We start from the raw sequence: 15,726 nt of genomic DNA, 5'->3' as shown, positions 1-15,726 counted from the left end.
TGACGTCATTTGCCCGAAACCCGCAGGTCGCGGCCTGCGGCGACTTTGGAGGACATTCCCCAGAGCTCGATGAAGCCCTTGGCCTGCGACTGGTCGAAGGTGTCGCCGGTGTCGTAGGTGGCGAGGTCGAAGTCGTAGAGCGAGGTGTCGGAGCGGCGGCCGTTGACGATGGCCTGGCCGCCGTGGAGGACCATGCGGATGTCGCCGGACACGTACTTCTGGGTGTCCTCGATGAAGGCGTCGAGGGAGCGCTTGAGCGGGGAGAACCACTGGCCGTCGTAGACCAGCTCGGACCACCGCTGGCCGACGGTGGCCTTGAAGCGGGCCTGCTCGCGCTCGATGGTGACGTCCTCGAGGTGCTTGTGGGCGGTGATGAGGGCCATGGCGCCCGGAGCTTCGTAGATCTCGCGGGACTTGATGCCCACCAGGCGATCCTCGACGACGTCGATGCGGCCGACGCCCTGGGCACCGGCGCGGCGGTTCAGTTCCTGGATGACCTGGAGCGGAGTGTGCTTGACGCCGTCAATTGCCACCGGGACGCCGGCTTCGAAGGTGATGGTGACTTCGTCCGGTGCCGGCGGGAATTCCGGGGTGGCCGTGTAGTCGTAGATGTCCTTGGTGGGAGCATTCCAGATGTCCTCGAGGTAGCCGGTTTCGACGGCGCGTCCCCAGACGTTCTGGTCGATCGAATACGGGTTCTTCTTGGTGGTCTCGATCGGCAGTCCCTTCTCCTCGGCAAAGGCAATGGCCTTGTCGCGGGTCAGGGCGAGGTCGCGGACGGGTGCGATGCATTTCAAGTCCGGGCCCAGGGTCTGGATGCCGACCTCGAAGCGGACTTGGTCGTTGCCCTTGCCCGTGCAGCCGTGCGCAACTGTGGTGGCGCCGAATTCGCGGGCGGCCTTGACGAGGTGCTTGACGATCACGGGACGTGAAATCGCCGAAACCAGCGGGTAGTGGCCCTGGTAGAGGGCGTTGGCCTTCAACGTGGGCATGGCGTATTCGTTGGCGAATTCGTCGCGGGCGTCGGCCACGTAGGCTTCGACGGCGCCGCAGCCGAGTGCGCGCTGGCGGATGGTCTCCAGCGACTCGCCGCCCTGTCCGACGTCGACCGCCACGGCGATGACCTCGGCCCCGGTGGCTTCACCGATCCAGCCGATGGCTACGGAAGTATCAAGGCCACCGGAGTAGGCCAGAACAATGCGCTCAGTCACGAGAGTGCTCCTTTGTTGTTGCTTGGTTCTTTTGAGTCAAATGCTTGGGTCGGGCCGAAGGCCCGGGTGGAACGATGCAGGAAAGTTTCAGTTGCCGGCCTGCACTAGTTCCCTGGTCCGGCTTCCTGGGCCAGCTGGAGGAATCGGGCTGCCAGCTCGGCGCCACCGTCGGGATCCCGGGCAACCAAAAGCAAGGTGTCGTCGCCTGCGATCGTACCCAATACAGACGGCATCACCGAGTGGTCGATGGCCAAGGCGAGGAAGTTGGCGGCACCCGGCGGCGTCCGCAACACCACGATATTGCCCGAAGCCTCGGCGGTGACCAGTAGCTCGCCGCAAAGGCGCGACAGGCGCGCGTCCAGGATTTCCTGGGTGACGCCGCTCTTTGCATTGCGGTCGCCGCCCTCGCCGGGCACCGCGTAGACCAGTGCACCGTCCTTGCCGCGCACGCGGACCGCCCCCAGTTCCACCAGGTCCCGGGAGAGGGTCGCTTGGGTGACCTGCACGCCGTCGTCCGCCAGCAAGGCTGCGAGCTCTGCCTGCGAGCGCACCGATTGACCCGTCAGGATCGCGGTGATCCGCGCCTGTCGGGCGGTCTTGGTGGCAGGGCTGGCACCTTGCGATGCAGGATGGGTGGACACTAGAACGTGCTCTCTCCGGTGCCCTCAACGGGGGAAAGCCCGTCGACGAATGCGAGTCCCGACTTGTGCATCAGCCAGGCCATGAGCGCCTTCTGCGCGTGCAAGCGGTTCTCCGCTTCGTCCCAGACGATGGACTGGGGTCCGTCGATGACACCCGCGGAGATTTCGTAACCGCGGTAGGCGGGCAGGCAATGGAGCACGACGGCGTCCGGTGCGGCGTGTGCCATGGCGGCCTCGTCCACGGAGTACTCGCGGAAGAGCTGCATGCGGGCTTCTTTTTCGGCTTCCTGGCCCATGGACACCCAGGTGTCCGTAGCGACAACGTCGGCCCCCTTGAGTGCCTCGGCCGCGTCCGTGGTGATCAACACCGAACCGCCTGTTTCGGCGGCGCGCTCCTCCGCAGCCGCAACGATGTCGGCGGCCGGCAGGTAGCCTTCCGGACCCGAGATCCTGACGTGCATGCCCGCAGTGACCCCTGCGAGGAGATACGAGTTGGCCATGTTGTTAGCGGCATCGCCCAGGTAGGCCATGGTGAGGCCCTTGAGTTCGCCCTTGTGCTCCTTGACGGCCAGGAGGTCTGCCAGCAACTGGCAGGGGTGGTAGTCATCGCACAGGGCATTGATGACGGGAACCTTGGAGTTTTCGGCCATGGCTACGAGGCCGGAGTGCGCCGAGGTCCGCCACACGATGGTGGAGACCATGCGTTCGAGGACCTTGGCGGTGTCCTCCACGGATTCCTTGTGGCCGATCTGCGCCTCGCCCGGATTGATGATGAGTGCGTTGCCGCCCATGTCGGCGATGCCGGTGGCGAAGGACACACGGGTACGTGTGGAGGTCTTGTCGAAGATGACGGCGACCGTCTTGCGCCCGTTGCCGGCAGCTGCGAACGGTTGGACGCTGTACGGTGCGGCCTTCATCCGAACGGCGAGTTCGAGCACCTCGGCTTGCTCGGCCGGGGTGAGGTCCGTGTCCTTGAGGAAGTGACGGGTGGTGTTCACTGTGCGTCCTTAGCTTTCTGGGCTGCCGCGGCTTTGATGATGCCCGGCAGCGCCTCGAGGAAACGCTCCGCTTGCTCCGTGGTAAGGATGAGCGGCGGAGCCAGCCGGATGGTGCGCGGGCCGGGGCTGTTGATGATGAAGCCTGCATCGAGCGCGGCCGTCACCATGGCGGGCGCGATATCGGCGTCAAGGTCGAAGCCGATCAGGAGGCCTTCGCCGCGCACTTCAGTGACTGCGTCGACGTCGGACAGTCCAGCCCGGAGGTGGGCGCCGACGCTGAGCACATTTTCCAGCACGCCTTGGTTTTCGATGGCATGCAGGGTAGCGAGCGCGGCGGCCGTGGCTACCGGATTTCCGCCGAAAGTGGTTCCGTGCTGGCCCGCGGTAAGGAGCGACGACGTCGGCTCGCCGAAGGTGATGAGCGCGCCGACCGGGAAGCCGCCGCCCAGGCCCTTCGCGAGGGTCACGGCGTCGGGGACGATGCCGGCGTCTTCGCTGGCCAACCATTTGCCGGTCCGGCCGATGCCGGTCTGCACCTCGTCCAGGACAAGCAGCGCGCCGGCAGCGGTGGTGGCTTCGCGGGCCGCCCGCAAGTATTCGACACCGAGCGGGCGGACGCCGGCTTCGCCTTGGATGGGCTCGAGGAACACTGCGGCCGTGCTTTCGTCGACGGCGGCACGAAGGGCCTCGATGTCGCCGAACGGGATGTGCACGACGCCGCCGGGCAGCGGCTCGAAAGGCGCCCGGTACGCTTCTTTGGCAGTCAAGGCGAGCGCGCCCATCGTGCGGCCGTGGAAGGCACCTTCCAGCGCGATGATTTTGGTGCGTTTGTCAGAACTATTGCGCCGCGCCAGCTTGAACGCGGCCTCATTGGCTTCGGTGCCCGAGTTGGCGAAGAACACCTTGGAGCCGGCAGGAGCCTTGGTGAGAGCCAGCAGCTTTTCGGCGAGCGCGATCTGCGTGGGGCTCGTGAAGAAATTGGAGACATGGCCCAGCGTGGCCAGCTGGCTGGCGATGACCGATGTGACGAACGGGTGGGCATGGCCAAGGGCATTGACAGCGATACCGCCCAGAAGGTCCAGGTATTCCTTGCCGTCGGCATCCCACACGAGGGCCCCTGCCCCGCGGACCAGGACACGCTGCGGCGTGCCGAAGACGCCCATGAGCGATGAAGAATAACGGGCCAGCCAGTCGGCTCCCGTGCTGTGCCCAGCTATAGCGTTTGCGGGCGTTTCGACCAGTTCTGCTTCATTGGCGGTCATGCGTTCACTTCCTCGTCGGGGACAACCTGGGTTCCAATGCCCGCGGTCGTAAAGGTTTCCAGGAGCATGGAGTGCGGCAGGCGGCCATCAACGATGTGCGCCCGCTCTACTCCTTCATCGATGGCCTTCAGGCAGGCGGCCATTTTCGGGATCATTCCGGACTCCAGGCGCGGCAGCATCTCGCGCAACTCCGTTGCCGTCAGCGAGGAGATGAGCGAGGACTTGTCCGGCCAATTGGCGTAGAGGCCCTCGACGTCGGTCAGGATAACGAGCTTGGATGCGCCAAGTGCCGAGGCGACCGCCGCTGCGGCGGTGTCCGCGTTGACGTTGAGGACCTGCCCCGTGGTGGAGCCCGTGCCGCCCCCTTCGTCAAGGATCTCGGGGGCCACCGTGGAAATCACCGGGATACGGCCGGCGTCGAGGATGTCCTCTATACCCGTCGGATCAACACCCACCACTTCGCCCACCAGGCCCAGGTCCACTTCTTCCCCGTCCACCACGGTGCCGGTGCGCACGGCACGCAGGAGTCCGCCGTCTTCACCGGACATGCCCACCGCATAGGGCCCGTGCGAGTTGATGAGGCCCACGAGCTCGCGTCCGACTTGCCCGGTGAGCACCATACGGACCACATCCATGGCCTCGGGGGTGGTGACGCGGAGGCCGCCCTTGAATTCGGATTCGATGCCCAGCCGGCCCAGCATCGAGTTGATCTGTGGCCCACCTCCATGCACGACAACAGGGTGGATGCCCACGTGGTGCAGGAAGACGATGTCCTCGGCGAAGGCGCGTCGGAGTTCCTCGTTGACCATGGCGTTGCCGCCGTATTTGACCACCATGGTGGTGCCGGCGAAGCGCTGGATCCACGGCAGCGCCTCGATCAGGGTCGCGGCCTTGTCCTGGGCATCGCTCATCGACGTGTTTTCCCGGGTGTGCGCAGTCATGGTCATCCCCGTCTAGCTCGAGTAGGCACTGTTCTCATGCACGTACTCGTGCGTGAGGTCATTGGTCCAGATGGTGGCCTCGGCGTCGCCGGCCTGCAAGTCGATGTCGACAAGCACCTCGCGGGGCTCGAGATCAACCAGGTTGCGGTCGTCGCCGATGCTGCCGTTGCGGCAGATCTGGATGCCGTTCATGGAGACGTTGAGCTGGTCCGGTTCGAAGACGGCGTCCGTGGTGCCCACCGACGACAGGACGCGGCCCCAGTTCGGGTCCTTGCCGAAAATGGCCGTCTTGAAGAGGTTGGAGCGGGCTACAGAGCGGCTGACGATTTCGGCGTCGCGCTCGCTCGCCGCGTTGAACGTACGGATGGCGATGTCGTGGCTCGCGCCTTCGGCGTCGCCGATCAGCTTGCGGGCGAGCTCTGCGCACACTTGGGTGACTCCGGCACCGAGCTGCTCGGCCGACGGCATGGCATCGGAGGCCCCTGAGGCCAGCAGGACAACCGTGTCGTTGGTGGACATGCAACCGTCCGAGTCCGTGCGGTCGAAGGTGACGCGCGTGGCGTCGCGGAGAACGACGTCGAGCTCTTCCGCCGGGACCTGGGCATCAGTGGTGAGCACCACGAGCATGGTTGCGAGGCCGGGCGCCAGCATGCCGGCGCCCTTCGCGATGCCTCCGACCGTGAACGTGTTGCCTTCGGCATCGGTGCCGGTGAAGACTGCTTCCTTCGCCACGCTGTCCGTCGTCATGATCGCCGTGGCGGCAGCGGAACCGCCGTTCTCGGCCAGCTCCGCGAACGCGGCGTCGATGCCCGGGATGATCTTGTCCATCGGCAGTTGCTCTCCGATGAGGCCCGTGGAACAGACGACGACGTCGGAGGCGGAGATCCCGAGGACGGCCGCCACTTTCTCGGCGGTTGCGTGCGTATTTTGGAATCCCTGCGGACCGGTGCATGCGTTGGCGCCGCCGGAATTCAACACCACTGCGTCAACGCGACCGTCCGAGAGAACCTGGCGGGACCAGTGGACCGGCGCCGCGGCGACGCGGTTGGAGGTGAAAACGGCGGCTGCGGCTTTCAGGGGGCCGTCGTTGACGACCAGGGCGAGGTCGGCATTGCCCGATGCCTTGATGCCGGCTTTGACGCCGGAGGCCCGGAATCCCTGGGGGGCGGTGATGGTCACGGGGCAACTCCTTGGACGTTGAGGCCGGCGGCTTCATCCAGGCCGAGGGCAATATTCATGGACTGCACAGCGCCGCCGGCGGTCCCTTTGGTCAGGTTATCGATGGCGCACGTGACAACCACCCGGCCGGAGTGCTCGTCGAAAGCCAACTGCATGACGGCGTGGTTGGAACCCTGCACGGATTTGGTGGCGGGCCACTGGCCTTCGGGCAACAGGTGGACGAACGGTTCGTCGTCGTACGCTTCAGCCCAGGCACTGCGGAGTTCGGCGGCCGTGACGCCGGACTTGACCTTGGCTGTTGCAGTGCTCAGGATGCCGCGGCTCATGGGCGCGAGGGTGGGGGTGAAGGACACCGTGACCTGTTCACCGGCGGCGTTCGAAAGTCCCTGTTCGATCTCTGGGGTGTGGCGGTGGCCGCCGCCCACGCCGTAGGGACTCATGGACCCCATGACTTCAGAGCCGATGAGGTTGACCTTGGCCGCTTTGCCGGCGCCCGAGGTGCCGGAGGCGGAAACAATCACGACGTCGTCCGGCTGAAGAAGCTTGTTGGCAAAGCCGGGCGCGAGGGCGAGGAGGGCCGACGTCGGGTAGCAGCCGGGCACCGCAATCCGTTTCGCGCCCTTCAGGGCGTCGCGCTGGCCGGGGAGTTCCGGCAGCCCGTAAGGCCAGGTCCCCGCATGGGCGGAGCCATAGAACTTTTCCCACGCCGCGGCGTCTTCGAGCCGGTGGTCCGCGCCGGCGTCGATCACCAGCGTGCCTTCCGGCAACTGTGCAGCGATCCCGGCGGACGCTCCATGCGGGAGAGCGAGGAAGACCACATCGTGGCCAGCGAGGTTTTCCACGCTGGTGTCCTCGAGAATCCGGCTGGCCAAACCATGGAGATGCGGCTGCAACTCCCCTAGTCTGGAACCGGCATTGCTGTGCGCAGTAATGGCACCGATGGTGACGTCCGGATGGCCTGCCAGCAGGCGCAGAACCTCTCCCCCGGCATAGCCGCTGGCACCGGAGACGGCAACAGAAATAGTCATGGCTCGACTATACAGCAAAACTATTCATAGTTGCCGATATTTATGCACGACCTTTTTCGGAGCCGTCTTGAGCGGCTCGTCCCGGGCGTCGCTTTGGGAGCGTATGCTGGATAGAGGGTGATCTAGACCGTGCAGCCGATCGTCGGTTGCAGCGTTGCCCGTTATGTATTACGGGGCAACTGCATATGTCACAGACCTCCACCACGGAACGTCCTGCCAAGGGCGTCCGGCCACCCAACGCCGTCGTGCTCAGCTATTCCGAGCTCCTCAAGACGGTCCGCGCGGAAGGGCTTTTGAAGCGCCGCGTCGGATTTTATATCAGCGTTTTTGCTGCCCTGGTCCTCCTGCTGACCGGCACTTGGTTCGGCTTCGCGCTGATCGGTCCCAGCTGGTATCAGCTACTCATCGCCGCAGCCCTGGGGATCCTTTGCACCCAGTTGAGCTTCCTGGCCCATGAGGCCGGCCACCGCCAGATTTTTGCCTCCCGCAGGGCCAATGACTGGTCCGCCCGGATCCTGGCCACTTCGGTTGCCGGCATCAGTTACTCCTGGTGGGAACAGAAGCACGGCGCACACCACAACAATCCAAACGTGATTTCCAAGGACCCGGACATCAAGACCGGAGCCCTGGCCTTCCACGTTGAAGCCGCTGCCGGCAGGCAGGGTCGCTTCGCGTTCCTCACCCGCAGGCAAGGCTGGTTCTTCTTCCCGCTCCTCCTGCTGCTGGGCATCAGCCTGCAGTGGGAGTCCTTGATGTACATCTGCCGGCCCGGAGCCATCAAGCACCGCTGGGTGGAGACGCCCATCCTTTTGGCGCGGCTTCTCGCCCTGCCCGTCCTCGCCTTCACTTTCCTGCCGCTTGGCATGGCATTTGCCTTCCTCGGCGTCCAGATCATGGTGTTCGGCTTCTACATGGGTGCTTCCTTCGCACCGAACCACAAGGGCATGCCGGTCCTGCCAACCGACTCCCGCGTCGATTTCCTGCGTCGCCAGATTCTGACGGCCAGGAACATCTCCGGCGGACCCTTCATGAACATCCTTCTTGGCGGCCTCAACCACCAAGCCGAACACCACTTGTTCCCCGACATGGCCCGCCCCCACTTGCGCCGCGCCTCGGAAATCGTTCGAAGCTACTGCGAGAAGCACTCCATTGCCTACACCGAAACGACGTTGATGCAGTCTTACGCCATCGTCGTGCGCTACCTCAACGAGGTAGGACTCGCCGCGGGCCGCGGCTTTGATTGCCCCGTGGCATCCGCGCACGGCAGGGGCTGACACGCCCGGAAAGCCGCTGGACACATTACGGCGAACCACGGCCCCGGGCCGTTGACTGGACACTCGACGGACTCCGCTCCCTAGGATGGTTGCGTGAAGGCGGGCACGAAAGTGCCTCGACGGAGAAGGAGACCCATGACGCACGCAATCATTGCCCGGCAAGCCGGAGGACCCGAAGTCCTCGAACTCACCGAGGCAGAGGTCCCGGTTCCGGGCCCGCGCCAGCTCCTCGTCAAAGTTGCAGCCGCAGGGGTGAACTTCATTGACACTTATCAGCGCAGCGGCATCTACCAGGTTGAGTATCCGTTCACCCCCGGCTCCGAGTCGGCCGGCACCGTCGCGGCCATCGGTGCGGACGTGGTGGACTTCACCGTCGGGGACCGGGTCGCTACCGCTGAAGGATCCCGCAGCTACGCGGAGTACACATTGGTCGACGCCGACAAAGCGCTTCCGGTGCCCGACGGCGTCGACGACCACACAGCGGCTGCCCTGCCGCTGCAGGGAATGACCGCGCACTACCTGATCAACTCATCCTTCCGCGTGGAACCGGGCCAGACGGTCCTGACCCATGCCGGCGCCGGCGGCGTCGGACTCATCCTGACGCAGTTGCTCAAGGCCCGGGGCGCCCGCGTCATCACCACGGTCTCCTCGGACGAGAAGGAAGCCCTTGCCCGGGAAGCCGGCTCGGACGAGGTCCTGCGCTACGCAGGATTTGCGGACAAGGTCCGCGAGCTCACCGACGGCGCAGGAGTCAATGTGGTGTACGACGGCGTCGGCAAGGATACCTTTGACGGTTCCCTCGCGAGCCTGCGCATCCGCGGCTCGCTCGTCCTGTTCGGGGCGGCGTCCGGACCGGTGCCTCCCTTTGACCCGCAGCGACTGAACGCGGGCGGATCGTTGTCCCTGACACGCCCCACGCTGGGCCACTTCCTGCAGAACCCGCAGGAGCGGCGCTGGCGTTCGGCCGAAGTCTTCGGCGCTGCAGCCAGCGGCGCGCTCAAGGTCCGGATTGGCGGAACGTATCCGCTGGCCGAAGCCGCCCAGGCACATCGCGATCTGGAAGCCCGTAAGACCACGGGCAAGGTACTGTTGGTCCCATAATCGAAGCAACGGCAACGCGACCGCTGACACTTTTTGTTCACCTCAATCCGAGAAGCTTCGAACGTGACCCAGGAACATGAAATCCCGGCGGACAGCCTGGAACTGCAAGTAGTGCATCTGCCTCAGCTGCAAGGCTCGGCAGCCGCACCGCCAGCACGCACGCTCCTTGAGATCCTCCAGGACACGGCCCGGACATTCCCGGAGGCCTCGGCCCTCGACGACGGGCAAAAGTCGCTGAGCTACTCCGAGCTCATGGCGCAGGTACGAAGTTTTGCCGCCACGCTCCACGCGGCCGGACTGGGCCCCGGAGACAAGATCGGAGTGCGGGTCCCCTCCGGCTCGAACGATCTCTACATTGCCATTCTCGGGATCATCTCGATTGCGGCCGCCTATGTGCCCGTGGACGCGGACGATCCCGAGGAACGGGCTCGGCTGGTTTTCGGAGAAGCCAAAGTGTCTGCCGTCGTCACCAAGGGCCGCAGGATCGAAGTGTCCGGGGAGCGCCCAACACCGCACCCGGCTCCGCGTGCACCAAAGCTGGATGACGACTCCTGGGTCATCTTCACCTCTGGGTCCACCGGCACGCCCAAGGGCGTGGCGGTGCAGCACCGTTCGTCCGCTGCCTTTGTTGACGCCGAAGCCCGGATCTTCCTCCAGCAAGATCCCATCGGTCCCCAGGACCGAGTCCTCGCCGGCCTCTCAGTCGCCTTCGATGCTTCCTGCGAGGAGATGTGGCTGGCCTGGCGGCACGGTGCCTGCCTTGTCCCGGCTCCGCGCGCCCTCGTGCGTTCCGGCATGGACCTTGGCCCATGGCTCATCAACCACGGCATCACAGTGGTGTCCACCGTTCCCACGCTCGCGGCCCTGTGGCCCGCGGAAGCCCTCGAGAACGTGCGCCTGCTCATTTTCGGCGGCGAGGCCTGCCCTCCCGAACTCGCTGAGCGCCTCGCGGTGGACGGCCGCGAGGTATGGAACACGTATGGCCCCACCGAAGCGACCGTCGTGGCCTGCGCGGCTCCCCTGGGCGGGGATGGACCCGTCCGGATCGGACTGCCGCTGGACGGCTGGGACCTCGCCGTCGTCGATGCTGCCGGGGTTCCCGTCGCGGAAGGCGGGACGGGCGAACTGATCATCGGCGGCGTCGGGCTGGCCCGCTACCTCGATCCGGCCAAAGACGCCGAAAAGTACGCCCCCATGCCGTCCTTGGGGTGGGAACGCGCGTACCGCTCCGGCGACCTCGTCCGCTACGAGGAAGCCGGCCTCATCTTCCAAGGCCGCGCCGACGAACAGGTCAAGCTGGGTGGCCGGCGCATCGAACTCGGCGAAATCGACGCCGCACTGCAGGCCCTCCCCGGAGTCGCTGGTGCCGCGGCTGCAGTCCGCACGACGGCGGCAGGGAACCAGATACTGGTCGGTTACCTGGCTCCGGCCGGACCCGAGGACATCGATCTCTCAGCTTCCCGCGAGCTGCTTTCAGAAAGCCTGCCCGCCGCGCTGATTCCCCTGCTGACGGTCGTGGATTCTCTTCCGACGAAGACCAGCGGCAAAGTGGACAGGCATTCCCTCCCCTGGCCGTTGGCGGGCGCAGGCGCCGCGGATGCGGACAAGGCGCCACGCAACCTGCCCGAGGACGCCCAGTGGGTGGTTGGGCAATGGGAAAGCGTCCTCGGCTCCGGCGTCACCTCGCTCGACGCCGACTTCTTCGCCTATGGCGGCGGCTCGCTCGCCGCTGCCCAGCTCGTCTCGGCGCTGCGCGTGCGGTACCCCACCATTACGGTGGCCGAAATCTACGCGACACCCCGGGTCGGCGCCCTGATCGACGTCGCTCGGCAGTCTTTGCCCGAAGGCGGCATCCAGGGACCGGCGGCCGAACGCACGGTTCGCCCCACCTCCCGTAAATCGCAGATCTTCCAGACCCTGATGGGGATCTTCCTCAACATCCTGGTGGGCATGCGTTGGCTCACGTACCTCATGGCCGCGAACCATTTGCTGGCCGACTTCGCCGGATTCACAGCCGCTCCCATGGTGTCCTGGTGGTGGATCCTGGCATCTTGGCTGTTGTTCGTGAGCCCGCCGGGACGCATGGGCATCTCGATCCTCGCCGCGCGGACCCTCTTGCGTGGAGTCAGTCCCGGAACCTACCCGCGCTCAGGCAAAGTCCATTTGAAGCTGTGGCTGGCCGAACAAATCCAGGACCTTTCGGGGGCCATCAGCCTCGCCAGCGCTCCATGGGTTCCTTACTACGCCCGGGCGCTGGGTGCGAAGATCGGGAACAACGTCCATTTGCACTCCTTGCCTCCCGTCACAGGACTCCTGTCACTGGGCAGCGGCTGCAACATCGAACCCGAAGTGGATCTTTCCGCCTGGTGGATCGACGGTGACTACGTCCACATCGGTGCCATCCATGTAGGTGCAGGCGCTACTGTGGGCTCCCGCAGCACGCTCATGCCGGGAACCAGCATCGGCGCAGGTGCGCGCGTGGAGCCCGGTTCCGCAGTGTTGGGCAAGGTCAAGGCCGGGCATCTTGTTGCCGGCTCCCCCGCCGAACGCCGCGGCAAGGCCAAGAACGGCTGGCCCGAGACCCCCTCGTCACACCACCTGATCGGCAGGCTCTGGTTTGCGGCATTCGCTGCGGCCTCGGCGCTGCTCGCCTTGATCCCCTACATTTCGGCATTCGTGGCCGCGATCGTCATCCTGGCCTTCATCCAAGGCAGGAGTTCCCTGCAGGACGCCTTCCCGGAACTCCTGCTTGCCATTCCCTTGGCGGCACTGGCCTGGTTCCTGTGCAATCTCCTGCTGATCCTCGCGACCACCCGGATGCTCGGCGTCGGCCTCAAGGAGGGGTACTACCGGGTCCGCAGCCGCGTCGGCTGGCAGGTTTGGGCCACCGAACGCGTGCTGGACATGGCGCGGGACCTGCTCTTCCCCATCTACGCCAGCCTCTTCACCCCGGTGTGGCTGCGCATGCTGGGTGCCAAAGTAGGCCGAAACGTGGAGGCCTCCACGGTGTTGCTGCTGCCACGCATGACCACCATCGGCGAAGGCGCCTTCCTCGCCGACGACACCATGGTGGCTTCCTACGAGCTCGGCGGCGGCTGGATGAAAATCGGGCCGGCCAAGATCGGCAAACGCTCGTTCCTCGGCAACTCCGGCATGACTGCCGCAGGCCGCAGCGTTCCCAAGAACTCCCTCGTAGCGGTCCTGTCGGCCACGCCGGCGAAGGCAAAATCGGGCACGTCCTGGCTGGGCAGTCCGCCCGTCAGGCTGCGCCGGACCGCCGTCAATGCGGATCAGAGCCTCACCTTCAACCCGCCGCTGGCCCTCAAGGCCAAACGGGCCCTTTGGGAGCTGTGCCGCTTGGTTCCGGTCATCCTGACGGTGGGGATCGCCGTCGGCATCATGCTGGTGCTCGACTGGATCGCCACAGAGAGCTCCTACTGGCTCGCGGCCGTCCTTGGTGGCGTCGTAGTCCTCGCCGCGGGTGCCGTGGCCGCGGCCAGTTCGGTCGCCGCGAAGTGGATATTGGTGGGACGCATCAAAGCGGGCGAGCATCCCCTGTGGAGCTCGTTCATCTGGCGCAACGAAGTGGTGGACACGTTCATCGAGATGGTCAGCGCTCCCTGGTTTGCGCGTTCGGCATCCGGCACGCCGGCGTTGGTGTGGTGGCTCCGGGCCCTCGGAGCGAAAATCGGCCGGGGTACCTGGTGCGAAAGCTACTGGCTGCCGGAAGCCGACCTCGTCACTCTCGGCGAAAGCTCCACGGTCAACCGTGGCTGCGTGGTCCAGACACACCTCTTCCACGACCGCATCATGAGCATAGACACGGTGGTCCTCGGGGACGGCGCCACGATGGGCCCGCACGGCGTCATCCTGCCGCGCGCTAGCATCGGGGCGGGCGGAACGGTGGGACCGGCGTCGCTGGTCATGCGCGGTGAGACTGTTCCCGCGGGCACCTACTGGATAGGCAACCCCGTCAGCCCCTGGTCCGGACCGTAGCGTAAATTGGCAAGAGGGCTTATGAAATACGAGCCCAAGACAACATCAGCACGACAAGCTACACGGAGGCAGCCAGCGCACATGAGCCCTAGCGAACCAGGACTAACCACAACTGCCGCCGATCCCTACACTCTGCACCACGGGAGCACGGCATTCCAGGTGCTGAGGTATGAATTGGACCTGGACTACAGCCTGGGCAGCAACCGGCTCAACGGCCGCGCCGTGCTTCGCTGCATAGCCTTCGAAAACGCGGACTCGGTGGTGCTCGATCTGGTGGGCCTGAAGGCTTCCAAAATCCTCGTCGACGGCAAGAAAGTGCCGAAGTTCAGTACCCGCGGCGAGCACCTCGTGATCACCACCAAGGACCGCTTGCGGGCGGGCCAGCACTTCACGGTTGAACTCCGCTACGACGGCAACCCGAAGCCGCGCCGGGGCCTGTGGGGCGAAGTGGGTTGGGAAGAACTCGACGACGGCGTGCTGGTTGCCGGGCAGCCGAACGGCGCCGCGTCCTGGTTCCCGTGCAACGACCATCCGCGGCACAAGTCCAGCTACTTGATCAGTATCACCACCGACGACAACTACCGTGCCATCTGCAACGGCCGCCTCGTCTCCCACAGCAGGAAATCAAGCCGCGAAACCTGGGTCTACGAACAGGGCGAGCCGATGGCAAGCTATCTCGCCACTGTGCAAATCGGACGCTACCGGCTCCATCAGCTCAGCCCCGCCCTCAGTGGGGTCCGCACGGGGACGACGGCCCATCATGCAGAAGCCCTGCGGCAGGCTCCGGTGCCCCAGTTCGTTGCGGTCTCCCCCGGTTTGTTGACCGAGGCCCGCGAAGGCTTGGCTCGGCAGGCCGACATGATGCGCACCTTTGTGGAGTGTTTCGGTCCGTATCCCTTTGCCGAATACACTGCCGTGGTGACCGAGGACGAACTGGAAATCCCCCTTGAGGCCCAGACCCTCTCAATCTTCGGCCGGAACCACATGGAGCAATCATGGGATGCGCAGCGCCTCATCGCCCACGAGCTGTCCCACCAGTGGTTCGGCAATTCGCTCACTGTGAGCAGTTGGCGGGACATCTGGTTGCATGAGGGCTTCGCCTGCTACGCCGAGTGGATCTGGTCCGAGGAGGCCGGCGTCATGTCCCTCGCCAACCGTGCAAGGGCCGCGTGGCGCAAGCTCGACGCCGGTGCCCAGGACCTGGTGATCGGCGACCCCGGACCCGAGCACATGTTCGATGACCGCGTCTACAAGCGCGGGGCCCTTGCCCTCCACGCCGTCCGCCTCGCATGCGGAGACGCGGCGTTCTTCGGATTGTTGCGGCACTGGACCGAGGCCAAGCGCCACAGCTCGGTGTCCACGGCGGAATTCATCGCCGCGGCCAATGCTTTCGTCCCGGGGCTCGACGCGGCCTGTGTCCTGGAACCGTGGCTGTACCAAGCAAGGCTGCCCGCTTTCGGCTGATCCTGAAATTCAGCTGATCCAAGGATTCAGCGGGACGTTACCGCGAGGGCAGCAGCCAGTCCGGCAGGAAGATCACGGCCGTCGGCGCTGGCCGGAAGCTCCAGGTCCCACAGTCCCGGCCTATCAAGCACCTCGAGGGAATCCGGGGCCGCCCTGAGCCCTTCCCCCGTCATCTTCAACCAGGCTTCCTTGCGCGCCCACAAGCGTGCGCGCTCTTGCGCCCGGCGTCTGGGTTCGAGCGCGTTGAGATGGCGGCGCTCGGGCGAAGTCAGGGCGACGTCGTCAAAGCCGGCGAACTCCGTGCCCGCGGCATTCTCCAGATCGACGCCCACCCGGAGCCCTGGTTCCGGATGCACGACGGCGGCAAACAACACCCAGCCCGACGACCGTGATGCGCTAAGCGCCAAGGGTGCAGGGCCGCCGTCGAGCAGGTATCCGGGCCGGCCATGCGCGATGTCCGGACCAGCACCGCATTCCGGGCACTCATAGGACGCCTGAAGCTTCGAGGCTGGAACACCCAGGACGGCCGCGGCAAAGTTCTGCTGCGCCAGCCTGGACGCGAGGAACTCCAACCGGAGGACCGTAGCCATGGCGTCCGCCCGAAGGATCTCGGCCGGAGACAGCAATTCCG

Annotated in this window: 12 protein-coding genes; 4 read left to right on the top strand and 8 right to left on the bottom strand. The window is 65.5% G+C overall.

The window, feature by feature from the left end; genetic code table 11:
• Positions 1-5: 5 nt before the first annotated feature.
• From LFT47_RS07760 to argC, 7 genes are all read right to left on the bottom strand, one after another.
• Positions 6-1,211, bottom strand: a complete 1,206-nt coding sequence (locus LFT47_RS07760) for an argininosuccinate synthase (RefSeq protein WP_236816785.1) — start codon at positions 1,209-1,211, stop codon at positions 6-8.
• 104 nt (positions 1,212-1,315) lie between these two features.
• Positions 1,316-1,852 carry an arginine repressor gene (locus tag LFT47_RS07755; protein ID WP_078105637.1) on the bottom strand — a complete coding sequence of 179 codons (537 nt, stop codon included), beginning with the start codon at positions 1,850-1,852 and terminating at the stop codon, positions 1,316-1,318.
• Positions 1,852-2,850, bottom strand: a complete 999-nt coding sequence (argF, locus tag LFT47_RS07750) for an ornithine carbamoyltransferase (RefSeq protein WP_236816783.1) — start codon at positions 2,848-2,850, stop codon at positions 1,852-1,854. Before argF ends, LFT47_RS07755 begins: the two co-directional genes overlap by 1 nt.
• Positions 2,847-4,112, bottom strand: coding sequence for an acetylornithine transaminase (locus LFT47_RS07745; RefSeq protein ID WP_236816781.1), 1,266 nt, complete (start codon positions 4,110-4,112; stop codon positions 2,847-2,849). Before LFT47_RS07745 ends, argF begins: the two co-directional genes overlap by 4 nt.
• A complete protein-coding gene (gene argB, locus LFT47_RS07740; protein ID WP_236816779.1) occupies positions 4,109-5,053 on the bottom strand; it encodes an acetylglutamate kinase in 945 nt (314 codons plus the stop codon). The genes LFT47_RS07745 and argB overlap by 4 nt, the downstream gene beginning before the upstream one ends.
• A gap of 12 nt (positions 5,054-5,065) precedes the next feature.
• On the bottom strand, positions 5,066-6,232 hold the full coding sequence (argJ, locus tag LFT47_RS07735; RefSeq protein WP_236816777.1) for a bifunctional glutamate N-acetyltransferase/amino-acid acetyltransferase ArgJ: 1,167 nt from the start codon (positions 6,230-6,232) through the stop codon (positions 5,066-5,068).
• Positions 6,229-7,260, bottom strand: a complete 1,032-nt coding sequence (gene argC / locus LFT47_RS07730) for an N-acetyl-gamma-glutamyl-phosphate reductase (protein ID WP_236816769.1) — start codon at positions 7,258-7,260, stop codon at positions 6,229-6,231. Before argC ends, argJ begins: the two co-directional genes overlap by 4 nt.
• Before the next feature lie 185 nt (positions 7,261-7,445).
• Here argC and LFT47_RS07725 point away from each other — a divergent pair, with 185 nt between their 5' ends.
• The 4 genes from LFT47_RS07725 to LFT47_RS07710 all read left to right on the top strand — a co-directional run bounded on the left by LFT47_RS07725 (position 7,446) and on the right by LFT47_RS07710 (position 15,095).
• On the top strand, positions 7,446-8,534 hold the full coding sequence (locus tag LFT47_RS07725) for a fatty acid desaturase family protein (RefSeq protein ID WP_236816767.1): 1,089 nt from the start codon (positions 7,446-7,448) through the stop codon (positions 8,532-8,534).
• Positions 8,535-8,669: 135 nt separating this feature from the next.
• Positions 8,670-9,635, top strand: coding sequence for a quinone oxidoreductase family protein (locus tag LFT47_RS07720; protein WP_236816765.1), 966 nt, complete (start codon positions 8,670-8,672; stop codon positions 9,633-9,635).
• Between the two features lie 63 nt (positions 9,636-9,698).
• Complete coding sequence (locus LFT47_RS07715) at positions 9,699-13,631, top strand: Pls/PosA family non-ribosomal peptide synthetase (RefSeq protein WP_236816763.1); 3,933 nt, start codon at positions 9,699-9,701, stop codon at positions 13,629-13,631.
• Positions 13,632-13,712: 81 nt separating this feature from the next.
• A complete protein-coding gene (locus LFT47_RS07710; RefSeq protein ID WP_236816762.1) occupies positions 13,713-15,095 on the top strand; it encodes a M1 family metallopeptidase in 1,383 nt (460 codons plus the stop codon).
• Between the two features lie 26 nt (positions 15,096-15,121).
• Here the strand turns inward: LFT47_RS07710 and LFT47_RS07705 are convergent, their stop codons facing one another.
• Entirely contained in the window at positions 15,122-15,685 is a 564-nt protein-coding gene (locus tag LFT47_RS07705) for a 4'-phosphopantetheinyl transferase family protein (RefSeq protein WP_236816761.1), read from the bottom strand.
• Between the last annotated feature and the right edge of the window lie 41 nt (positions 15,686-15,726).

Source organism: Arthrobacter sp. FW306-2-2C-D06B (assembly GCF_021789175.1).
Classification (GTDB): domain Bacteria; phylum Actinomycetota; class Actinomycetes; order Actinomycetales; family Micrococcaceae; genus Arthrobacter.
This window is presented reverse-complemented; position numbering and strand designations above follow the sequence as displayed.